General features: G+C 58.8%; 13 protein-coding genes. All 13 read right to left on the bottom strand.

Going from position 1 to position 23,367, the window contains the following annotated elements; genetic code table 11:
• Window positions 1–36 precede the first annotated feature (36 nt).
• Window positions 37–1,107, bottom strand: a complete 1,071-nt coding sequence (locus SH292x_RS17125; RefSeq protein WP_442482232.1) for a hypothetical protein — start codon at window positions 1,105–1,107, stop codon at window positions 37–39.
• Entirely contained in the window at window positions 1,100–1,876 is a 777-nt protein-coding gene (locus SH292x_RS17120; RefSeq protein WP_442482231.1) for an NTP transferase domain-containing protein, read from the bottom strand. Before SH292x_RS17120 ends, SH292x_RS17125 begins: the two co-directional genes overlap by 8 nt.
• A gap of 97 nt (window positions 1,877–1,973) precedes the next feature.
• Entirely contained in the window at window positions 1,974–3,239 is a 1,266-nt protein-coding gene (locus SH292x_RS17115) for an MFS transporter (RefSeq protein ID WP_442482230.1), read from the bottom strand.
• A 145-nt stretch (window positions 3,240–3,384) separates the two neighbouring features.
• Entirely contained in the window at window positions 3,385–5,763 is a 2,379-nt protein-coding gene (locus SH292x_RS17110) for a metallophosphoesterase (RefSeq protein WP_442482229.1), read from the bottom strand.
• A gap of 93 nt (window positions 5,764–5,856) precedes the next feature.
• Window positions 5,857–9,468, bottom strand: a complete 3,612-nt coding sequence (locus SH292x_RS17105) for a PEP-CTERM sorting domain-containing protein (RefSeq protein ID WP_442482228.1) — start codon at window positions 9,466–9,468, stop codon at window positions 5,857–5,859.
• A 65-nt stretch (window positions 9,469–9,533) separates the two neighbouring features.
• Complete coding sequence (locus tag SH292x_RS17100; RefSeq protein ID WP_442482227.1) at window positions 9,534–11,066, bottom strand: PEP-CTERM sorting domain-containing protein; 1,533 nt, start codon at window positions 11,064–11,066, stop codon at window positions 9,534–9,536.
• A 79-nt stretch (window positions 11,067–11,145) separates the two neighbouring features.
• Complete coding sequence (locus tag SH292x_RS17095; protein ID WP_442482226.1) at window positions 11,146–11,538, bottom strand: hypothetical protein; 393 nt, start codon at window positions 11,536–11,538, stop codon at window positions 11,146–11,148.
• Between the two features lie 81 nt (window positions 11,539–11,619).
• The gene (locus SH292x_RS17090) at window positions 11,620–12,465 is read right to left on the bottom strand and encodes a DUF1559 domain-containing protein (protein ID WP_442485868.1); all 846 of its coding nucleotides are present in this window, start codon (window positions 12,463–12,465) and stop codon (window positions 11,620–11,622) included.
• A gap of 494 nt (window positions 12,466–12,959) precedes the next feature.
• Window positions 12,960–13,832: a MurR/RpiR family transcriptional regulator gene (locus SH292x_RS17085; protein WP_442482225.1), complete on the bottom strand. Its 873-nt coding sequence runs from the start codon at window positions 13,830–13,832 to the stop codon at window positions 12,960–12,962.
• A 524-nt stretch (window positions 13,833–14,356) separates the two neighbouring features.
• Window positions 14,357–14,959 carry a sigma-70 family RNA polymerase sigma factor gene (locus SH292x_RS17080; RefSeq protein ID WP_442482224.1) on the bottom strand — a complete coding sequence of 201 codons (603 nt, stop codon included), beginning with the start codon at window positions 14,957–14,959 and terminating at the stop codon, window positions 14,357–14,359.
• A gap of 22 nt (window positions 14,960–14,981) precedes the next feature.
• On the bottom strand, window positions 14,982–20,546 hold the full coding sequence (locus SH292x_RS17075) for a protein kinase domain-containing protein (RefSeq protein WP_442482223.1): 5,565 nt from the start codon (window positions 20,544–20,546) through the stop codon (window positions 14,982–14,984).
• A 610-nt stretch (window positions 20,547–21,156) separates the two neighbouring features.
• On the bottom strand, window positions 21,157–21,942 hold the full coding sequence (gene eutC, locus SH292x_RS17070; RefSeq protein ID WP_442482222.1) for an ethanolamine ammonia-lyase subunit EutC: 786 nt from the start codon (window positions 21,940–21,942) through the stop codon (window positions 21,157–21,159).
• Between the two features lie 21 nt (window positions 21,943–21,963).
• Complete coding sequence (locus tag SH292x_RS17065; RefSeq protein ID WP_442482221.1) at window positions 21,964–23,361, bottom strand: ethanolamine ammonia-lyase subunit EutB; 1,398 nt, start codon at window positions 23,359–23,361, stop codon at window positions 21,964–21,966.
• Window positions 23,362–23,367: the final 6 nt, after the last annotated feature.

Genomic DNA, 23,367 nt, shown 5'->3' with positions numbered 1-23,367 from the left:
CCGACTGCAGGGTTATCAGAGAAAGGAAATAGGACCTTACTTGCCGTACCGGTCGCGTAGTCGTCGCCCCGCTTCCACTTCATTGCAAAGTTTCGTGTAAACTTCGTCGAGGCTGACGTTCGCTGCAGAGCCAGGGGCGAAGCCGCAGTCGGGGTTCAGCGTGATCCGTTCGGGTGCCAAGTACTTAAGCGCCTGCTCCACACGGGCGACGATGGTGTCGACCGAGTCGATCTGTCCCGGCTGGCAACTGACACAGCCGAGGCCGATTTCGACATGCTCGGGAAGTTTCCGAAACACGTCCATTTCGCCTGATCCGGGCGTGATGAACTCCATCGTGAGATGATCGGCCTTGAGGCGGCAGAGTTGGTCCATGATGGGCTCGAACCCGCCGCGATGATCGGCCTCGCCACGGGCCCTCGCGCCGGCGCGACGACAGAGGTGCACCGCCTTCTTGATGCCGTGGATACCTTCAATGACTTGATTGTTCATCTCCACTGCGAAGTCGGCCGCGCGGTCGGGGTTGTCGTACTGCGAACGAACCTGGGCGTCGACAAACAAGCAGAGGTGCGGATCGTCCACCTGGACGATGGACACCCCTTCGTCACGGAGTAGCTCAATCTCACGGCGAATGATGGGGACGCAATCTTGCACGAAGTCGTCACGGTTTGGATAGGCTTTCGACGACTTCTGTTTGTCCCACATCCGTTCGCCCAATAGAGCCGGGGCGGGCACCGTGGCTTTGATGTTTCGACCTGTGAGCTTTTTTAGATAAGCGACTTCCTGAGCGATGAAGCCTGGATTCTTGGGCGAAAGTTTATCGACCACGATGGTCCACGGCCGCCCGTCGGCAGGATTGGTGCTGAGCTCAAAGCCATGCGCCAGTTCGGCGATAACCCCGATGTACGACTTCCGCCACCATTCGCCGTCCGACACCACGTCGAGCCCCGCCGCCTCCTGCATGGCAAGGCTGGCGTGGATGGCGTAGCCCATCAAGCGTTCGTACTCGTCGTCGCTGTAGGGGGCGTCATCGCTAATCAGGTGCTTGACGAACTCGGGGCGAGGAAGCGATCCGATGACCGATGTCGGGAATAGCAGTTGCTTAGCCATGGTTGACCACCAGATGCTTTGTTGTCCAATTCTGACGCGCGTAGTCGAAGTCTTCCTGAGTATCGATCTCGATGTACTCTCCTTCGGTATCGACGTGGGCCATGTCGACACCTGCCTCGATCATCTCCTGCAACAACAGGATCTTGTAGGCCTTCTCGAAAAGCACCGCTTCCCGGAACGGACCACCGCTGTAGGCTTGTCGGCACTGGTGGTAATAGTCGCGCAGGAGCAGGGCACCGGCGCGGGAGAACTTGGCCACGCCGATGTACTCGCCATAGGCTTCGTCGACTTCGATCTCGCGATGAACTCGGGTCACCGAGCCATTCGATACGGTGACTTTCTCCGCGTCGTCGGGAGGGTGTTGCGTGCGGAACTGATACCGGTCTGCCCACTTGGTATCGACCGCTAGTGCGATGTCGTCTTCATTTTCCAGCATCGAGGCCACGACGCTCGGCGAGAACAAAATGTCGGAGTAGCAGCAGATGAACGGTTCGTCCATCAGGTCCTCAGCGTAGAAAAGCGAGGCCAGGATATTGTTGTGTTGCCAGTTAGTGTTGTGACGAAACTCGAGCTCGGGGTACTTCGCTTCGACCTTATCGATGCGATAGCCGCCGATGAAACAAATATCGTGGACGCCGTTGCTGCGGAATGCTTCGAGCGTCCAGTCGAGAATGCTCTGACCGCCCACCTCCGCAAAGCATTTGGGCGAGTCAGCAGTGGTCGGCATCAAACGGCTTCCACGGCCGGCTCCAATGATAATCGCACGCACGATGAGGGGCTCCAGAAGGGATTGGTTGCAAAGCGGTGTGATCGCTCTGCGAAGGTTGAGTGGGTCGTTAATTCAAGTACTGTTGGTCGTGTGCACTCTATTCGCGCTTTGACGGATTCGCTGTCGTATTCCAAAGCAGGGCAACAAGGGCCGCGGCCAAGAACGCCCAACCGGCCCACGCCATGATGGCCACGTTCCACCCGTAATGCTCGGCAAGATGCCCCGTCAGCAAGTCGCCACAGATGGCGGCACCGAAATACCCCATGCAGTTGACGAAGCCTGCAGCCGCGGCTGCGGTGCCGTTTTTCGCCAAATCAGCAGGTGCCGTTCCCACCATGATGACCTGTGGACCAAAAACTGCAAAGCCAATCGCGATGAGCAGCACGATCGTTCCCGCGAACGATGCTCGAGCGACGGGCTCGTAGATCAGAGTGAGGACCCCCAACAGGAGGAGTAATCCACAAGTAACCGGTGCGCGACGACTGCCAAAGTACCGATCGCTTGCCCATCCCGCCCAATAGGAACCAAGGATCCCCCCCAACGGAAGGACTGCGTACTGCACGGCCGCCGATAAAACTGCCGCGTCGAGCGCGGCGGCGCTGACATCGGACGCTCCTTGCTCGAGCCGCGACTTCTCGATGGAGTACAAATGGGTGACGCCCCAGTCGATGAATCCGTACCTGCACGCATTGAGCAAGCCCAACGACAGCGCGAGCAGCCATAGGGCTGGGTTTGTGAGTGTCACCTTTAGGTTCTGGAGGAAGGAGCCTTTTGGCAGGATCTTCCCGCGATTCTTTATGTGGCCACTTCTCTGCCGGGTGTCGTCGGGGGAATCTCTGAGGAAGATCAACGTAGCAATCGCCGCGAGTACTAGGATGGAGGGGGGAACCCACAATGCTCCTCGCCATCCAAACACGCTGACCGAAAATCCTGCAACCAGGAAGGTAAGCCCCGCGGTTAGTTGATAGCCGGTGCCAACGATGCCCATGGCTTTGCCTCGCCGCGCGACGGGCACCCAATTTCCAAGCACGCGAACGCAGGGGGGCCAGCCCAACGACTGGCAATACCCGTTCATCGCCCAGACGAACAGGAAAAAGTAGAGGGCGGTGCCGAAGCCAAATAGCAGATTGAGGGCGGCCGAAGCGAGCATGCCCACGGCGATCATCTTGCGGGGAGAGATTTGTTCGGCAAGTTGCCCATTGATGAACTGTCCGATGCCATAGGTGAACTTGGTGGCGAGCAACACGATGCTCATCTGCACCTTGTCGTATCCAAATTCTTCCTCAATGCCCGGCAGCGCAACCGCCAGATTCATTCTGCCGAAGTAGAATGCCCCGTACGCCATCCAGATGGTCCATACCATCTGGTTCTCGCCGCAAGATTCTTGCGGTGATGTTGCGTACGTGCGACTGGCTGAAGACATCAAGCGAATCTATTGCGTGAGAAGATGTGAGGCGGATGTTTGCGAATTGCTCAACCCGTGAAGGAGGAGTGGACTATCGAAGTGACTATTGGTTAGCGGGGGAATTGGCTTCTTGAGAACTTGCTTCCTCGGCAACAGGGGAATGCTGGTCAAACCGGGCTTCAGTGGAATGCATCCTGTGGGACGCGAACATAGCAACTCCCGCAATCAAGCCGGCTAAGACGATGGATCGAGGTTCGGGCACGGCCGATGAAAGGCCCAAGTTGTTCGCCTGAGCTGCACTCAAGTTGTCGCGCCACAAGGTGTAGTCGGCCAAGTTTACCACGCCATCGCCATTGCCATCGGCAGTTTGAAAACCGGTCGAGCCGAACTGGGTTTTCCACCGGCTGTAGTCGCTAAGGTCGACGTCGCCATCCCGGTCGTAGTCGCCCGCCACAACCAACGGAGCCAGTGGAGCGTCGAACTTCACGAAGGCCCAGGCGAACGTTGTATCTTGCAACGAGCCTGCCGGAAGGTCGGTCGACTCGATCAGGAAACTTCCCGTGCCTGTGGGAGCGTAGCTGAGAGTATTGTCGTCGGGGGCGATAACGCCCGCCTTCTCCGCCAGCCCGGCGACGGTTAGTAGCAACATGCCTGTCGACGGAGTTTCGCCGGGGATCGTTAGCTCGTACCGTCCTGCGGCTAAGCGTGTTATCGAGAAGTTGCCGGCGGAACTAAGGCTGGAACTCGAAGATCCTTCGAAACGTCCGCCGACGAGTCCCTCGGTGGCGAGCGGCACATAAACAAAACTGAAGTCTTTGTTGTCTCCACCGGCACGGAAGTCGGTGGCGTTGTCATGCACGCGGACGTCCCAGCCGGCCCCCCGAGGTAGCACGCCAGTGGTCACAAGAATATTGTCGTTGTTGTTGCCTACGGTAAAGAGCAAGCCATCGCTTTCCGAATCGTGCCCCAAATCAAGCGTGTATCGCCCGGTGGTTTGTTTCGTGAGCATCGACTGCGAGACTTGGTTGGAAGCCCCGGGGGCGATCGTGCCATCGGCGTTCACGTGGGCTGCTTGCCAACCCGAGGCGAACTGAAACCACGCGACAGCCGTGTTCATGTTCAGTTCGTTGTCTCCCGTGTTACCTGTTTGCATGACCGACAGGGAAAGGTTCTGTGTGTTAAAGCTATTGCGTCCGACTTCCACAGTCCCGCGGATTCCATCTCGCACGTTCTCGCGAACTGTTGCAAGCATCACGCCGTGATAGTAACTCAATCCCTGCCCGCCTATCGCCATCTCGTAGTCTCCGCGGTTGGCTTGCAGGTTGCCGATTGCTGGCGATGAGTTTTGCGGAAAGCTAATCGAGTCGACCGTATTCGCCGCCGGGTCTGCCGGGCCAGTCACGAGAATGTTGGCAGCGAGTGCCGTAGGATACACTTGCGGCACGGGCGGGGTGAGCGGGCCGTGGAGCTGGTTCATGTTCAGCGTGAACTGCTGGTCGAACGTCGTGTCGAGTCGATCCAGCACGGGAGAGTACGTGCGAACTTCTACCGTCTCGCCATCCGCCTTGAACTCGAGGACGCGCATGTCGCCCATGCCACCTTCGGCTTTAAACTGGTAATTCGCGAGCATCTGGTGAACGGGGTTTCCGTGGATGCCCTCGGTGCTGCGAAATCCCGTGCCGTCGCCTAGCACGTGTCCGTTGAACGTCATCCGGAAGTTATCGTGCTGCGAGACGAGCTTGTCCCATAGCTCCTGTCCGTCGTTCACGGTGCTGACGTTATCCAAACCGTACGCGTGAGGGTTCCAGCTTTGACTCGAGCCTTTGGTATTCCAGTCGTAGATGGTCTCGTCGTTGTACATGTAAGCATGGGTGACGAGCATCGCGTTGTGGTCGGGATGATCGGCGACTACTTGGTTGGCCCAAGCGATTACTTCATCGCGGGGGCCCCATTCGATGGCAAGCACCAACCAATCCTTGCCACCCGCATTGAACGTATGCCAAGAGTTGTCGGTTTTGCTGGGCTCGTAGAAACCGCCGATCGAATCTTGCTGGCCATAGAACGAGGTAGGCCCAAAGTAGCCATTGGTGTTGAACAAACTATCGCGCGTCGCCCCGTTGCCACCTGGCCCATAGTCATGATTGCCCGGTGCCATGGCGTAGGGAACGACGCCATTGAGAATGTTCATGGACGCGAAGGCATTATTCCACTGCGTCACCGAGTTGTTGTCGGTGATGTCTCCTTCGTGCAGCACGTATTGAATGTTGAGCTCTTCGGCGTGATCGACAATCCATTGTGTCTGAGCATTGAAGTGCTGCGGGTACGACGCGGCGTACTTCTGCGTATCGGGAAGCACTACCATCGTCCACGAACCGGGCGAAATGGTGGGTCCAGCCGCCATTGTGGTGCACGACTGGCCGCCTCCAACCATAACGGAGATGAACGCAAGGCAGCAAAGGGCGCGAGGGTGGTAAAGATTCATCGTCAGTTAGATTCGGGCGTAGGTTCTCTCGCGCCGGGCAGACCGCATGCGATCGCAGCGCAGGCAAGTTCACAAGTGAGGGTGATAAGGACTCTAAACTGCGCGGCGAGTCCATCGCCCGGCCATGAGCACCAAGCCGATCGCAAGGCAAGCGATCGACGACGGCTCGGGAACTTGGGAAGCGCCCGTGGTCAAACTGCCGGGCGACCCCGCTCCGAAATTGCCCTTCCACGCCGAGTAATCCGAGGCATCGACGATGGCGGGTGTGGGATCGTTGGGCAAGTTCGCCGTGGTCGAGCCAAGGTTGTCGCGCCACACGGTGTAGTCGGCTAGATTCACCATGCCATCACCGTTGAAGTCGCCGGCGAGGCCCGGTGCGGTGCCGATGTAGCTGACGTTGCCCTGCATAATGAGACCCGAGTCAGCCAAGCGGAAGCGGAACACTAGGTCCTCGGCGTTGATCAACTCGTTGTACGCCTGGCCCAGATTAATCGTGGCCCCGGCTCCGACCGTGGCCCCCGTAAGGTTTAGCTCGCCGATTGCGCCGGAATTGGCACCACCCGCTTCGACCCACCCCACGCCTTCAGCTCCTCCTTCAACGGAGTCGAGACTACGCCACTGGTTGGTGCCGTTTCCGATAGCAGAGTAAAGTGAATTGCCGACGCTGGTAAGCTCGTAGTAATCGATGTTCACCGCACTACCCGAAGCATTCTGCAGAGTGACCGCTCCGTTCGAGCGGTCGACGGTCGCGGTGAGTCCCGTGAAGTTTAGGGGCACCTCTTCGAAGTTGCTGAAGACAGCAACCGATTGGTTGAAGGTGTACATTCCCAGGCGGCCGTCCGGAAACGATCCGTTTTGGTTGAACTGCTCGACGCCATCGATGCTTACCTTGATGTTGGTGGGCGTGTAGGTAATGTCGATCAGGAACGAAGTGTTATTGCGCGGGTACGCCGATGAACCGAGCGTGGCCCCTCGCGCGAGTTGGGTTACTCCGCCGATTGAATTGTCGACGCTGTCAACGTGCTGCCACAACTCGTCTGCAGTCGGCAGATCGGTCACTCGCGATAGCGCTAAACCAATTGGGGCGACGCCACCTAGGGTGAACTGATGATGGGGTTCGAAGGTATCCACTGGATCCTGGAAGTCCACTGCAGCCTGATCGGCACCTTTCCAGTCAATCAGCATGTAGTCCGCATCCGGTGCGAAGCTGTAGAGGGCGTTGCCGGGCTGATAGCCGAGCACGACCCCAACGAAGTCATCATCGGTGCCCGGCGTGATGCGACCCACGAATCGCTTATTGAGTGCGCTAGTCGTGCCATAGAGAACGCTAGGGCTTGCATTGCCGGCAACACGGGCCGTGGTTGGCGTCAGTTGCCAATCGGCGAGGGGCTCCCCTGCGGTTTTCGGGAACCGATCCACCTGGAACTCTGTGAAATCAATCGCAACCGCTGACGCAGTGTGTGCTGCTAATAGTCCAACCGCTCCCGCCGCCGCAATAACTAGTGCTGACGCCCGTCGACGAAACCGAGCCGAGGTGGAGGCTAGCCCAACGAGGGCAAGTAAGCTCGTCACGATGCCGGTCGGCTCGGGAACTTGTGCGCCACTAAGCATAGCGGCAAAGGAGCCTGCCCCGTTGGCGTCCTCGAAGTCGAGCTTGAACAGTCCGAAATCATTGATATCGTTATCGCCGTCCAGATCGAGATCTCCCAGCAGTGCTGCCTGCACTTCCGTAAGGCTCGACATATCGGAGAACGTGTTCGGATAGAACAACAGCCAGTCGGCTTGGGTCACGGTGCCATCGGTATTGAGGTCGCTGCGGCTGAAGGCAGCGCCACCGGGACCGCCGGTATAGGCGAGGCTTGCCGGCACGGTGGTGCCGTCCGCGAGATGAATGATCACCGAAAGGTCTTCAATACTAGACTTGGTCCAGGCGAGTCCCAGATCGACCGTCTCGCCTGCCGTCAATGTGCTGCCATCATCGAAAGGCTGCTCTTCCTCTTCGAGCTTGAAGACGGTCGATTCCAGGATCGCCCACGCGTCGTTGGGATCCACCGAGCCATTTCCCGGGGGAGCATCGTAGTTATTGGTTACCGAACTCCAACTACCAGGCTTCAGTGAGCCCGCGTCCGAACTGATGCTGTAGCCAGCAATGGCGACGGAGTCGAGCGTGTTGTTGGTAAGCGTTAGACTCCCAGTGTTGCGATCCACTCCCAGTTCGAACTCAATCACAGCGGTGGCAGCCGTTAGTAAAGGGAAGCTGTCGCCTCCGTAGGCGGAAAAATGTACGCGATCGGCCACACTGCCACTGCCCCAATTCGTAAATCCCACCGATCCAGCCAAGATCGGGTTAAACGTGTCGACCACCGGGGCGTAGCTAATGGCGTTTGCAGCTCCATCGGGATCGTTCACGACGTCGACCTTGATCGTGTCGCCGATCACGGTCACCGATAGGTCGAAGGGAACATCGTCCCCGAAGAGGAACTTCGGACTTGCCTGGTCATCGCGAAACAGCTCACTCCAGGAGCCATTGTCGTTCTTCTGAATCGACATGCCGCGCGGAGCCCGTTCGTGATCGGCACCAATCACCTCTCTCGAAAAGTTGACGCGGTAGAACGTGTTGTCATTCGCTACGCGAAAGACCACACCAACGCCGTCGTCGTCGCCGTTCTGCACACGGGTCGTCATACGGTAGTCGGACCAACTGGTGCTACCCGGCTCGTCGATCACTACGGCCGGGCCAATGAAGTCGACGTTCGGTGCGGAGGTAGTCGCGTAGGTAAAGCCATTCGAATCGTCGGTGATGGTGCCGTTGCGGAAATCCTGCCGGAAATTGCCGAAGTCATCAACGCTCACGCCTTGCGCACCGGCTGCGTTGGTCATGGTCATAAAACGCCAATTGTTCGTGATGGCGTCGGAGAACGTGGTGGTCTTGTTAAGAGTGGTCGAAGCAACGGAAACGGACTCTACCGACGTTCCCCAGTAGCGATCGCCTGCACCCGCTTCGCGCTGAGCCCAAGAGTGGACGCCGTACTTCCCAGGTGCAAGGTCGGCATCCGTTCCATTCAAGATCGGAGCGCCATTAAGGCGAACCGCCCAATTGGTGCCGTCTACGTCGACTTCAACGTTACTGAGCACGCCTGTCGCGTCTGGAAAAGTGGCGGCTGGATTGGTGGCTAGCTGCGTAATCGTTCCGTTGACAACCTTCTGTACCGAAGTACCCACCCCGAAGCCCAGGTTGCTATTGGTTTGATTGCGAAATCCAACCCGGAAGTAGTTCAAATTATCCTGGTAACCGAACACCAAGCCGAAGCCATCGTCATCGTACGTTCCCAGCTGGGAGGAAAGTACGTACGTGGCGGGGGTCGTGTCCGTAGAGTTGACCATGATGTACGGCGTATAGGCACCATTGGCGACGCCCGAGGTCGTGGTTCCTGAGTCTGCAATTCCGTCGGAACTCTCGATGAGTGTTCGGGGCCCAGTGAGTAGCACACCCCAGTTCGGGGCAGCACCCGACTCGGGGGGACCAGTGAAGGTGTCCGTCCATCCCTCGAAGCCCGTCACGTAGGGATCCGCGACAAGCACCTGCGAGCGGACGTCGCCACAGGTTGCCAGTGCGGAAAGTCCGACAAGTATCCCAGCACCACAAAGGCGAACGAGTGATGTCGGGCGGAAAGGAAGTTGACGGCAGGAGTCGGATCGAACCATTGAAGCGATCTCTCTAATTGGAAGCTATGTTGCTTGCAGTACGGCTAGTGGTGTTACAGAAGTGATTAAGCAGCGATGTTCGGCCGACGATTGCACCGTACCATCAAGGCGGCGAATGCGAGTGCGGCGAGAACGATCGTCGAAGGCTCGGGTACCGCAATCAGGAACGCGGTACCCCCGCCACCGAAGGCGGAGTAAATCACTCCAGAATCCGCGGGTCCACTCCCCCAATTCGTAAGCCCTACGGATCCTGCAAGGATTGGGTCCGTTCCATCAATCACGGGCGCGTAGCTGATCAAGGTCGCGAGTCCATCGGGATCGTCGATCACGCTCACGGCAATACTGTTGCCAATCACATCGACGCTGACGTCGAACGGCTGGTTTTCGGTGAACAGGAAGGCGGGGGTGTCTTGATTGTCTCGGAACAGTTCCGTCCAGTCGCCGTTGGCGTACTTTTGGATCGACATACCACGGGGAGCACGTTGATGCGCGGTGGCAGCCGTGCCGAGGACTTGCCTTGCGAAATTAATGCGATAGAACGTACCGTCGTCGGCAACGCGAACAAGCAGTCCGATGCCGTCGTCATCGCCATTCTGCATGCGAACATTCAGCTGGTAGTCGGACAACGAAGCCATGTTCGGCTCGTTGAGCACGACCGCCGGACCAATGAAGTCGACGTTCGGGGTCTCGGTGGTGGCCCATTCAAAACCATCCGAGTCATCAAGAATACTTCCATTCCGGAAGTCTTGCCGGAAGTTGCCGTAATCGTCGAATGCAATTCCTTGGATATTGGCCGAGTTCGTCATCCGAAGGGGGCGCCATTCGAATGGAAGTACATCGGCAAACGAAGTGGTCTGATTAACGGTGTCGGAAGTGACAGAAATGGATTCGAAAGACGAACCATAGGCTCGGGCACCCGGTGCATCGCGGCGTTGTCCCCACGAGAACACGCCGTAACTTCCCGGCTGCAAGTCGGCATCGGCCCCATTGAGACGCGATTCACCGTTGACCAAGACATCCCATGCGGTGCCATTGACACGGACCGTGAGGTTATCTTGTCCGCTGCCGATGGTGGGAGTGAATCCAGGGAAAACGCCCAACTGAGTAATCACACCGCCGACAACCTTCTGTACCGACACACCCGTGGGGGTGCCAAAGGTGCTGCCTGCTTGCTGTCGAAGCGTCGCCCGAAAATAGTTGTTGTTGTCGGTGTAGCCGAATACGACGCCATAACCATCGTCGCCGTAAGTGCCCAGCAATGCATTGATCTCGTACGTCGCGGGTGTGGCTACCGAGGTGTCGACCATGACAAACGGCGTAAACCGTCCGTTGGCTACCCCCGAAGTGGTGGTGCCGTCTCCGGCTCTTCCATCCGAAGACTCAATGAGAGTCTGGTCTTCAGTAAGCAGTACTCCCCAGTTGGGCTTTGCTCCGGCAGAAGGGGTACCGGTGAAGGTATCGGTCCATCCACCAAACCCGTTGACGAAAGGGCTGTCGATGACCACCGTCGACGCGGAAGCGGTGACGGCTCCGGATAGCAGCGCGAGGAATAGAACCTGCGAAAGCGAGCCGTACGTGCGATTCAAGGTGTCTCTCATGAGGCTTACTCCGGATATCTGAGGTAGTGATTCACAGGATGCAGTAACAGAGTTCCGCCAACGTCGCGACGAAGTGGTGTTAGGGCTCAAGCGTGAAGTCGATCGTTTGCGTCCCCGGCTTCACGCTGGCGGTGAGTTTGGATTCTTTGGGAGTGTGGTATTTGGTTGGGATGACGACCGTCCCAGGTTTGGGCTTCGTACCCACCTCCGTCGCTTTGTCGGTGATCGCGACTTCGTACTCTCCCGGATCGAGGCCTTTCTCCGTACGGCTGACAAGAACCTCGTAGTGCCCATCCTTGCTGATTGATCCGACCGGAGTTCGAGCGAACTCGTCAGTGGAATTCGCGGGGTAAAACCGAATCGTGCCTGGTCCCGCTGGTTTCCCGTCCATCGTCACAGTCCCAGAGACGTAGCCCTTGTCGGATTGGCTACATCCACTGCTCGCCAGCGAGAGCAGCACGACAGCAAGCAAGGACGCTGATATTCGAAACAGAGGCACGAGCTAAACTCAAAACGGGAGATTGAGGGTGGGTCAGTAGTAGTTAGACGGTCGTTAGAACTGTTCGGGAAGAAGTTCGCCGCCGGTCCTAGTAGCAAGAAGGTCAATGATCTTGATGGGAGTGTCCTCGTTCATGAAACGAACGGAACCGTCTGCCAGTGTAATATTCACGCCCGCAGGGTGATCACTGTATAGTTCGTTGTTTTGCTCAGCCGGATTGTTGATGAAAGTATGATGAGCGAACGAGTTATCTCCATTGCCCCAGTAACGCCCGGCATCTGTCCGACCCGCGCACTCGCCCATGGAGAGGGAATTCGTTGTTCCGTCCGTGATGTCCTTGAACCGGACCCCGCGCCGCATGGCTTTGGGGCCAATCGGTGGGAAAGTAGCCAATTGGTAGGCTGCAAGCTCGCCAGCTCTCTTCCGCGCCGGATCCGTTTCCCACGAGTTGTAGAGCTTCCAACCCGTGCCGGTGTAGGTATTGTAGGTCGTCGCGTTCGGGCCGTTGATCGCGGCGTAATCTAACTCGGCATTGCCCATGTGTTCGGAAGAAGGGCACAAGAGCGTCGGGATGTTTCCATTCTCACTGAGGGTCACCAATCGGCCGTTGTCACCTTGGTTCCATCGCTTGGTGAGATCCATCATGTCGTAAAGCGCGGGTTGCTCGATGTACGGCAGGATATAAGTGACGTAGCCGTGATTGGTGTGTGTAGCGGCGTCCGATGGGTTGTAGTAGTTGTGTGCGCCGGGAAGCTCGTTCTTGCTGTCGTGGTGCAGATGCACACCGATCATCAACTGCTTTAAGTTGTTGGTGCACTGTGAGCGTCGTGCCGCCTCTCGGGCGGCTTGCACGGCAGGTAGCAACAGCGCGACAAGAATCCCAATGATCGCGATCACCACCAGCAGCTCAACGAGCGTAAATGCTCGAAGATTGTTCCGCCGCAGTGAGGGATCACGGGAAGAAACTAGTGAGAAAGCTGGAAACCTGTGTGCACCACGGTATACCAAGTGCGACGGCTGGTCCTTGAACATCGCACTAGAGGTGCACTCGAGCGAAGCAACTCGCGAAGTCGTTACGCGCATTCGACCGTCCATTTTCTATGGGCTACAAAAGTGATTCGAGGCCTGCTTCCGAAGCAAGTGCTTCGAAAGAAGGCCAGTTACCCGTTCCGCCCGGAAAAGTGATGCGACGACTTTGGATATCCAAGAATATCCAAAATGGCCGCGTCTGTGGATACTATATCCAGTTGGGGGAACCGCACAAGAGTTTTTGGAAAAAGTGTGCAAAAACGTTGTGCACCTGCGCAGTTAATGCGATGGGCTTTTGCGTGAAGACCGCGTTAAGAATTCGCTAGGCCGGCGAAGGCTGGATAGTCCATCCGACGCTCGGATATTCACAGCTTTCGGTCTGCGATCGCTTGGAAGGCCTCGACAATCACACGTTCAACACGGGGATCGAGGCGGCGGATGTGCTCGGTGAGCAGGGCGAGAACGAACTCGCCATCCACCAGCGAGGGGATTTCCGCCGCGAGAGGATCGCGCGGCGAGGAAGTAATCAGGCAGATATGGGATGCCTCGATCAGGGGGGTCTTCGCAAAGTTCGTGATGGCAATGACCGTCGCGCCAGCACCCCGCGCAAGTTGCGCAGCCGTGACAATGTCCTTCGTGGTTCCCGACGAGCTCACCGCGACCAGCACGCTACCTTCGTTGAGCAGTGAGGCCTCGAGGGCCATCACGTAGCCGTCCGAAAGGAACGAACTCTTAATGCCCAGGCGCTTGATCTTCCACTCCAGACTTAGCGCCAGCGGGGCCGAGCTTGCAACACCAATCGAAAGCACGCGGTCGGCCTTCTGCATGGCCTCCGCCGCCTTCATCACCTCATTGCGGTCCAAGTTGGTCAGCGTGCGACTTAGGTCGTCGGTGATTCGGTCGTGAACTGCGCGGAACAAATCGGGGTCACTAGCCGTACGCGATGCGGGCGTAATAGCGTCCCGGGCCATCAGCACCTTGAACTCCTGGAAACCGCGGCAGCCAAGCTTCTGGCAGAAGCGGATTACAGTGCCGTATCCGAGTCCCGAAGTCTCAATCAGTTCGGTAATAGAAATCTGTAGGGTCTCGGGGTGTTCGAGAAAGTAGGCCCCGACCTTCTTCTCGCTTTCGGTTAGCTCGTGAAATAGCCGCTGGTATCGTACCGCCCAAGGCGTGGGATCGCTCAGCGGCAACGGATTTACCGGAGAAGAAGTATCGGAGTTAGCTTGCCGTGGCATAGAGCGGGGCGCAGGTGGGCCTGGTTCAATGGGTTCTCGAATCGTACCTATTATGCCCCAATTTATCGCCAGACGGAGCGCGGGCAGTCTCTAAAATACATCGCTAGTTCCGTTTTTTGGCCCTGTGTAGGGAGAGAATGTTACACAACGACCCCTAGAACAGGGGAGCGGCGACTTAAGTAGCCTGGTAGGCAATGAAACTGTGGAGGCAGGCGATCATCGCGCCCTGCTATTCAAAATCGAGTCCAATCACATTCGATGGGGGACGCATTCCTCCCTGTGTTGGGTCCAAAGTCGACCTTCATCGAGGGCCTGCACTACTTTCTCTTCTCTCCGACTCTGGCGGCATCCTAACCGTTTTTAGGGTGCCTCCCGTGAGCGCATGGTTAACGAACGTGTGTCGCCCGTGGTGGAAGGTAAGCCATCCGATTCGATCGGTGACGGGTGATGAGTGCGCAGGTGCAACGTCCTTACAGCTGCTGCTTACCGGATGGGGCCTCCATGGGACTTCGATGATTGATTTCTCATTCTGAGCCGCCGAGCTCTCGCGACAGCGCTTGAATGGCCCGCAGCCATAGCATCCGCACCGCCGCCGGCGATCGCCCCATTTGCTGCGCCACTTCGTCGTGCGATAGCTCTTCGATGTTACGCAGCAGAATCACTTGGCGATAATCTTCCGGCAAGCGTTCGAGGACCTCAGCGAGCCTTGCCTGCTGTTCGAGCGAAGCGGCCGCCGCGCTCGGTGACGGGTCGCGTGCCGGGACCATCGCATCGAGTCGCATCGTCGATTGGACGAGCGAGCGCTCGATGGAGATTTCCCGGGCAAGCGAACGCTTCTGCGTCCCCTCGTAGTGCCGAACGTGGTGCGCCAGTTGATGGGCGAGAATTTGTCGCAGCCACGCCATTCGCTGTGCGGGGTCGGTCGCAGTGAGTTGATCCCATCCCTGCCACGCCTCCATTAGGGTTTGTTGCACGACATCGGAAGGGTCGAACTTGGCCGCGAACCGCTGATTCACTTCGTGCCGGGCGATGAGTCGTAGCCAGGCTTCATGCTTAAGAAGCCAGCGAGTGCGCTCGCTGTCGGGCAAATCGCCTGAGTGCAAAGTGGTTAGGTCGGTGTGCGACATGGGGCGGCGGCAGACGAGAAGTCTAACCTGCGGTTTTTGGCAGACTGGAAGGTTGGCCCGCAGCCTTCGGCAGACCGGTAGTCTGCCCCACGCTGGTGGACGTCTTGGCATAAGCTGCCGTATCCGGGTCGCCTGTGGGTAGTGGGGCTTTGCGCGTGCGACGGCGTCGCCACTTGCGGCGGAGAGCGCCAAACATCCACGCCACGGCGACCCAGAACATCATCAGCCACGACGTAAGATACGCCCCCGGCGGGAGGATTTCGTACCAGGTCGACCAGTCGTAGCCCTCTTCGGGCAGCATCGGGGTCATCTGCTGCTCCGACGCAATGCCCACCGCAGCGAGCAGCACGCTCACCACGAGCGCCGCTAGCAGCCACGCTGCCGCGCGGCGCCACTGGCCCACGGTGAACCACCACCCCAGGAGCATGAGCGCCAGGACGGCGGGGCTCGCGAAAAGGGCAATGCTCAACCGGTTGATAAAAGACCCGAATTCGTAATCGGAGGTCGGCTGGATCATGGCAACCGTGAGGACGATCAGGGTCATCACTGGCAGCCACAGGAGTGTTTGCAAACTGAACCGACGACGGACGATCATCCAGGCCATCATCCCCATTGGCAGGATGACTAGGGTCATGGCGTACAGCCCGCTCCACGCCATGAACGTCAGCAACCGTGGCCAGGCCTCGTCAAGTCCGACGTGCCAGGGAAGATCGCGCAGCATCCGCGGATCGTAGTCGGCTGCCGCAGTGACGAGAGCCACGGGAACGATGCCGCGGGTGCTTTGTCCATCACTGACTGCCAACGTGGCCTGGCGGCAATCTCCGACAAACTCGTAGGCGTAGTACACTAGTGGCGTTTGGTTCTCGGGCGCACCGAGTAGCGACACGATGTTGGGCTTCATGTAGACCCCCGGTTCTTCGGCGCGGGGGATCGGCCCCGGACAGGTCCACACGGTGTTTCCCGTGGCTGCGTCAATTCCGAACACGCGATTGTCGGAGCCGGGAGTCGCCACCGCCAGCAACGGGGTCTCGGCCGTCCCTCGCGATTGAATGTCGAGCAATTCGAAGTAGCCCGCATCTCCAAACTTTCTCGACCAGATCGGTTTGTCCAGCCGCTCGGGATCGATCACTTCGATGGTTGTCAGTCGCCAGCAAACCAGCTCGTCGCTGCCGTTGCCATCAGTGTCGCAAGCGGCGGGGGGGATGAACTGCGACTGCTGCGGCAGCGCTCGCCCGGTTGGTTCCCCCTCGCCATCAATCACCATGAGCCGCGCCTCGCCCTGAAGCGTGGGGAGCAGGATGGCGACACATTCGCGACCCGCTGCGCGTCGCACCCGTACCGGGTGAAGTAGCTCTGCCTTGTGAGCGTACGAGAAACCTTGAAACTGCAGGAAGCGAAACGGGGTGGGGTAAGTTGACCGCAACTTGCCATCTGTGCCTTGGAGTGTGGTGACGGCGATTTTGAGGTGCTGGTCGTCACTGTCCGGCGACGGGCCGACGGGCTCGACCACTACGACTTCCATCGCACCGTCTCCCTCGAAGTCACACACGGTGGGCGAGGTCCAGTTCTGCAGCGATTGATGCGAGAGCTCATCGTCGATTCGCAGTCGGCTCCACAAGGTCTTGCCGGTCGCGCCATCGACCGCGCGGAGTTCCAAGAGATCGCTGTTGGTGGCGGCTGGTGACAGGATGTCGCGTATGCCATCGCCATTCACGTCGATGGTGACCACCCGTAGATCGATCTGCTGAAACCCAAAGGGGGGGAGGCTGGTGGGAGTAAGCCCATAGGCGGGGCTCAGGGGATGGGCCCATTGAAGTGCCCCGGTCTGGGCCGAGATGACGAACATCCAGAGTTGCAGATCGCCACTGGAAAAGCTCAGTCGCTCGGGGTACCCATAGTCGAGTGCCGCCACCCAGAGCACTTCCGGCGTGCCATCTCCTTCGAGGTCGCAGGAAGAGAGCGAGAGCGTGGAATTCATCATGCGCGCCGTAACTTCGTCGGCCGTCCAGAGTCGACTCCCTGTTCTCCCAGAAATCGCGTGGAGCAGCGGGCCGGGGTAAGCGCCGGTCGATTGCTCGCAGACGATCAGATCGATGATGCCGTCGCCATCGAAGTCGTTCTCTGGAGTAGCGCGGCGACGATCGGCCCCGGGGACTCCTGCAGCGCGAACAATAAGCTCGCTCGTTGCCCGAATAGCACGCTGCTGCCAAAGCTGTTTGCCGGTTGCGCCACTGGTGGCTACCAACGTTCCATCGCCCCAACTTCGCACTAAATCGATCACCCCATCGGCATCCAGATCGGCCATGGGGTCCCCGAGTGCGCCAAGTCGCCGCCACGGAGCCTTTCCCACGCCCCGCACCGCGTGCAGCTTTCCTCCCAGGTCGGGCTGCGAGGGGGAACTTGCGGAATAGACGAGCAAGTCTTCTACCCGATCGCCGTCGAGGTCGGCTGGCGTAAGAGAATGGATGCCGCTCGCGGTGTGCGTTAGGTAACCTGTCCCCGCCGACAACAAGAGTACTCGCGATTCGGGCGAACCGGGATGACCCTCCAGTAGTCGCACCATGAGTTGAGGCCATCCATCGCGCCCGGCCTGCCACCATTCGAGCGGTTGGATTTGAAATTCGCTGAAATCACCGTTCTTCGGTTGAAGATTGCGGTGGTTTGTCCAAAGCGTTTTCCCCGTTGCTCCCGATAGGGCGTCGGCGTAGATTTCGGGACCCAACCCGCTCAAGGTCGCTGTGAACAACTCGCTCGACCCGTCCCCATCAATGTCGGGACCAACGGTGAAATGGTCGACCTGCACATCAATATTGACCAGCTTACGCGTCCACAGGGGCTCGCCGGTGTCACCCGCTAAGACGGCGATTTCGCCCCAAGGAGTCTGGTAGAAGTTCGTCAGTCCGCTTGCCCCCGCCCCGGGATGAGACTGCCCATCCGGAACGATCACTTCGCATTGGCCGTCGCCATCTAGATCGGCCACCAGTGGCCACGAAGGGGATTCAACTCCCCAGGTTCGCTGCGCCGGCCACAGCGCTACCAACGGTCGCGACCAGAGTCGTTTGCGTCGTGCTTGTGACCACGTGGTGAGTTTGGGATCGAAGGTTCCCGGTACGGTGGCGCTCGCGATTTCCTCCATCCACATAAGGTCTTCGACGCCGTCCCCATCAAGGTCCCCCCAGTTCACCTCTTTGCCGGGCCACCCTACCAACGCAATTGGCTCTTCGAGCGGTTTACCTGTTGCCGGGTCGAGCATCAGTAAATTAGCTCCCGCCACAATCGCCAGCCGCCGCAGTTTGCCGACATTCAGCATGTGAGGCGCATCGGGAATCCAAACATGCGCTCCGGTCCGCTCAGCCTTCGATGGTTGACGCAGATAGTGCCGACCGATGTTAAGGCGACCTCCTCCGCCACTCATCCGCCCCCCTTCGATCTCGGGAAACCAGCGCATGGCATAGGGGGCTTCCACACCCTGCGGCAGCGCAAACAAGTCCTTCGCGAGTTCGTGGCTCCAGATCGTCTCTCCCGACTTCCCCGAAATGGCTTCAACCCAGCGGCGGCCGACATATTGGTTTTGCTCGATCTTCGCCTCAGAACCGATGTCGACCATTGTCGCCACCAAGTCGTCCACTCCATCGCCATCGAGGTCCTCGGTAATCAGCGGCTCGCGGACCACGGCGCTCCGCAATAGCCGCGGCCCATCGTCGACCTTTGTCTTAATATCTTTGCCGCGCCCGGCGAACCAGACGATTCTGTCGAGCTTCCCCGAGATGGCCATTACCCAGCCCTGATGCCGACCGGCGCAGATAATTTCGTTGACCCCGTCGCCATCGACATCTATCCCGTTCCTGAGCGTCCAGGGTCGCAAGTCGTAGTTACCGATTCCTGAAACCTCGGCGACGACGGAACTTGACCATGGCCACGCGAAGCCGGGCGCACCGGCCAGCGCAGGATTGGATTCAGGCGAGAATGTCAGGAATTGGCGGAAGTCAGGCCCATCGTAATTACGTAGGCTGACCCCTTCGCGAGTCCAGATTAGCACCCCATGCGTGGCTCCCCCTTCCGCGGTTCTTAAGGCGACTGGTGCAAAGCTGTGCTCGACTGACTCGGGTGAGAATAACAGCTCGTTCTCCAATCCTATGGTGTAGCGTGTGTCGCTATAGCCTCGGCGGAGTTGCAGGTCAAACGACTGACTCAGCCGGCCCTCGCCAGACGCCCGCAAGTGAAAGTCACCGCTCGGCAAGTTCACGGCTTTTTGCATCGGAAGGGTCTCTGCATGGAGCATCTCTCCCGACTCGTCGAAGAACTCGGCCACCAGAGGTGGATTCACCGCGTCGAGCAGGATGCCCGACTGATTCCAAGCCTTGTACGCCGAGCCGCCGAACACCCCGAGCAATGTGATCCCTAAGGTGACCGCGGCCGCGATGCCAATGTGGCTTACACTCCGCCGATGCTGCTTGATCCAGCGGACGACGCGTTCGTGACGCGGCGGGCGTCGCGCTCGGATCGGCCGCCCCTCGAGGAAGGCTCGCACATCCTGCCCAAGTTCGTCCGCCGTGGGGTAGCGACCTGCCGGGTCCTTGGCCAGGCATTTCATGACGATCGTCTCAAGGTCGCGGGGCACTTCGGGATTGAGTGCGCGTATCGGCGTCGGCACGCTGTCGATGATCTCGCGAATTACCTCGTGCGGAGTTTCGCCGCCGAAGGCAGGCACCCCCGTGAGTAGTTCGTAAAGCGTGGCCCCCAAACTGAACAGATCGCTTCGGTGGTCGATTCCCCGTGATGTCGCAGCCGTCTGCTCGGGACTCATGTAGCGCGGCGTCCCTAATAGCATGCCGGTCAGGCTCAGGGTCACTCCGCCCAACTGGAGCGCAAGGCCAAAGTCGGTGAGCCATAGCCGCCCGTCGGGATCGAGCAGCAAGTTCGATGGTTTCACGTCGCGGTGGACCACGCCGCGCTGGTGGGCATGCGCCAGCGCTTCGGCCGCCTGAAGTCCCCACCGTGCCACTTCAGCACCATCAATCGGACCCTGGCGCTCGGCGAGCACCTCGGCTAGGTTCCGTCCCTCAATGAATTGCATTGCATAGTAGTTCACCCCCTGCTCGGTGCCGACGGCAAAGATCGGGACGATATTTGTATGGTGGAGTTGCGCCACCGTCTCCGCCTCGCGCTGAAACCGCCCGATCGCCTCCTTGTCCGACACACCGGCGAAACGAAGCACCTTGAGCGCCACCCGGCGTCCGAGGGAGACCTGCGTCGCCTCGTACACCGCCCCCATTCCCCCCTCGCCGACTTGCCGGATCAAGCGAAAGTCGCCCAACTGATGCCGGGCAAGCGGCGCCGCATCGACCCCCTGCAAAAACTCAACCCCTTCGAGGCATGCCCGAAGCTGCCCCGCCATCTCGGGGTACACGGCGAGCAGCTCGTCTCGGGAAACGGCAGTCCCCTGTTTCAGAGCTTCTAGATACTCGTCTAGTACGCGTACCACCTCCAGGACCGACCGGTTGGAATCGGGGTCGGCCGACAAATAGGGCTCGGTGGGAATATCCCGCTGGCCTTGCTCGGGCTGAAGAGGGTCGTCGCTGTGCATGGCGGTTCCATTATACTGCCCACACGGCCGAATCGTCGCAGTGGGAGTTGAGTTTCTAGGCACCCCTTGAGAGGTCGCCCAAGATACCAGGGCCGAAAGTCGGGGGCCGCGCAACGCGAAAAGTGCAACTAAAGCCAAGAAACGCGAGGGTCCCACCTCAGTCGCCGCCTCCTCGACTTGCTTTCGCCGCCGATCCCCCTACTATGGGCCGCCCCGATGGGAGGGGCGTCCCGCCCTTCTGATCCGGAAGGTAGGGGCACGTCGTCAGCCAAACACCTTCCTAATTCCCCTCCCCGCAAGGTACCGTCTTCGTACCAATACTCGCGCGAGCGCGGAGACGGAACGTACTGAGAGGAATGGACTTAGCAATTCCGAGTCTCTTCGGAATCGTACGTCGGTCCCAACGTTCTTCGGAACAAATCTCTATTAGTTTACAGCCTGCGCGAGTTTGGCACGCTAAGCGCTGGGCATTTGTCCCTTTGAGCCAGCAAATGTCGATGCACAAGTGACTGAACTAAATATCGCGGGACCACTACTGTGGCCTTCGCTGACGCGAAGGCAGTAGAGAGCGAAATCCATTCGCGTGCAGTTTGGCGAGCATAGGCAAGCCTCAGTGTGGCCGCTCGGTGCTGACGTGAGTTTGTTGGTTCGACGTGACTTGAGACGACACTCCACTGAACCGTCTTCGGCGCAACTCCGTCAGCGATAGATGGATATCCTCGGCAGCCTGCTCGGGGGCTAAACCGTGGCCGTGGATGTTGGAGATGCAGGAGCGATTCGCGTCGGTATTGCCGGGTTTGGGATCATAGACCATGTAGGCACCCAAACTGTCGGAGACCGCGAGGCCGGGACGCTCGCCAATCAAGATTAGCGCCATTTGCGCATTTAGCACACTTCCAATCTCATCCTGCAAAGCCACTCGCCCCAACCTCGCCACACAAATGGGACCGATCTTCCAGCTATCGGCGTGAAGGAGTGGCAGCAGCGCAGAGAGTACGGACACCGCATTGGTGTGAGCTGCCGACGCGGAGAGGCCATCGGTGACGATGATTGCTAGATCGATCTGATTGGTGTTGGCACTTGCTTCAGCTAGACGAGTGCGTGATGCGCGATCGAGCTGCCGACCCAGCTCTGGTGCCCGAAGGTAAGCATGCCGATCGGGTGCCGACGAGTCGCAGGCAAGTACCTCGTATCCTAAACTAGTGATGGCTTCGCACATGCACTCGACTTCGAGTGTGACATGTACTGCATCCTTCGCAGCAGCATGGGCAGCCTTAAAGTCGAGCCATGCCCGGGTAGGTAAGCTCGCACCGGCCCGTCCCAGCGCAATTCTGGCGTTGGTGCAGCCGCGTAGAGCTGCGCTTGCATCGGGCGTTGTGAGGGGCTGGGGATTCATGGAGTCTGGTGTGAACTCAGCCTAGCGAATGGCGGCTTGTTCGAGCATCAATTTGAGCTGCGGATGTTGTGGTGCGGAACTCGATAGGCGATTGGAGGAGTCGGTGATGCCCATCACGCCGAGCCACTTCTCGAACTCCGGTGCTGGCCTTAAGCCAAATAGCTGCCTTAGATACTGGCTATCGTGGAACGAAGTCGACTGGTAGTTGAGCATGATATCGTCCGCTCCCGGAACGCCCATAAAGTAATTGCAACCCGCGGCGCCTAGCAGCGTCAGCAGGTTGTCCATGTCGTCCTGATCCGCTTCCGCGTGATTGGTGTAGCAAACATCGCATCCCATTGGCAGGCCAAGAAGTTTGCCGCAGAAATGGTCTTCCAGCCCCGCTCGGATGATTTGCTTGCCATCGTAGAGGTATTCTGGGCCAATGAATCCTACAACGGTGTTGACTAGAAGCGGCTCGAATCGTCGAGCAACTGCGTAGGCGCGAGCCTCAAGCGTTTGTTGATCGCAGCCATGATGGGCGTTGGCGGATAGGCAAGAGCCCTGCCCCGTTTCGAAATACATGACGTTGGTACCCACTGTCCCACGCCCCAACTCTTGGGCAGCACGGTGAGCTTCGTCAAGGATACTCAAGGAAACGCCAAAGCTCTGGTTAGCCTGTTCGGTACCGGCGATGGACTGGAAAACGAGGTCGACCGGAGCCCTCACCTCCATTGCCGCGAGCTGCGTAGTGACATGGGCGAGAATACAGGCTTGAGTCGGTATTCGGTAGCGGTCGATAAGCTCCGCCAAACTATCGGTCAACCGGCGGAATGAATCCAACGAGTCGCTCACCGGATTGATGCCAATGACGGCGTCGCCGCAACCATACAGAAGTCCGTCCATGATCGACGCACCAATGCCCGCAGGCGAATCGGTCGGATGATTGGGTTGCAAGCGAATCGCTAGCCTGCCTGGAAGCCCCAGCGTGTTGCGAAAGCGTGTTACCACTCGGCATTTGCTGGCCACCAGGATCAAGTCCTGATTTCGCATGAGCTTGCTAACCGCTGCTGCCATCTCGGGGGTAATTCCTCGTGAAACGGCGGTTAGGATGTCTTCGGTCGTCTCGTACCGCAGCAGCCAGTCACGAAACTCCGCCACCGTTAGCGATGCGATCGGTGCAAAAGCGTCCGCGTCGTGCGAATCGACGATGAGCCGCGTGACTTCATCGTCTTCGTAGGGAACGAGTTGATCTTGCAAGAACCGCTTAAGTGGAACGTCCGCCAGGGCCTTCTGCGCAGCTACGCGCTCCCGTTCCGAATGAGCTGCCACGCCCGCGAGGACATCGCCGCTCCGTAAAGAAGAGGCCTTCGCCAGCAGCTCCTTCAAATCGTTGAAGCTGTAAGTGGTATGCAGCAGTGTTGTTGAGTACTGAGGCACGGCAAT

It is taken from the genome of Aeoliella fuhlenseeensis, from assembly GCF_052161615.1.
In the GTDB taxonomy this organism is placed as follows: Bacteria; Planctomycetota; Planctomycetia; order Pirellulales; family Lacipirellulaceae; genus Aeoliella.
This window is presented reverse-complemented; position numbering and strand designations above follow the sequence as displayed.

Excerpts from the sequence above, each read along its gene's own strand:
- SH292x_RS17125 (WP_442482232.1), bottom strand. The coding sequence starts at position 1,107 with ATGGCTAAGCAACTGCTATTCCCGACATCGGTCATCGGATCGCTTCCT.
- SH292x_RS17115 (WP_442482230.1), bottom strand. The coding sequence starts at position 3,239 with ATGGTATGGACCATCTGGATGGCGTACGGGGCATTCTACTTCGGCAGA.
- SH292x_RS17110 (WP_442482229.1), bottom strand. The coding sequence starts at position 5,763 with ATGAATCTTTACCACCCTCGCGCCCTTTGCTGCCTTGCGTTCATCTCC.
- SH292x_RS17105 (WP_442482228.1), bottom strand. The coding sequence starts at position 9,468 with ATGGTTCGATCCGACTCCTGCCGTCAACTTCCTTTCCGCCCGACATCA.
- SH292x_RS17100 (WP_442482227.1), bottom strand. The coding sequence starts at position 11,066 with ATGAGAGACACCTTGAATCGCACGTACGGCTCGCTTTCGCAGGTTCTA.
- SH292x_RS17085 (WP_442482225.1), bottom strand. The coding sequence starts at position 13,832 with ATGCCACGGCAAGCTAACTCCGATACTTCTTCTCCGGTAAATCCGTTG.
- SH292x_RS17080 (WP_442482224.1), bottom strand. The coding sequence starts at position 14,959 with ATGTCGCACACCGACCTAACCACTTTGCACTCAGGCGATTTGCCCGAC.
- SH292x_RS17075 (WP_442482223.1), bottom strand. The coding sequence starts at position 20,546 with ATGCACAGCGACGACCCTCTTCAGCCCGAGCAAGGCCAGCGGGATATT.
- eutC (WP_442482222.1), bottom strand. The coding sequence starts at position 21,942 with ATGAATCCCCAGCCCCTCACAACGCCCGATGCAAGCGCAGCTCTACGC.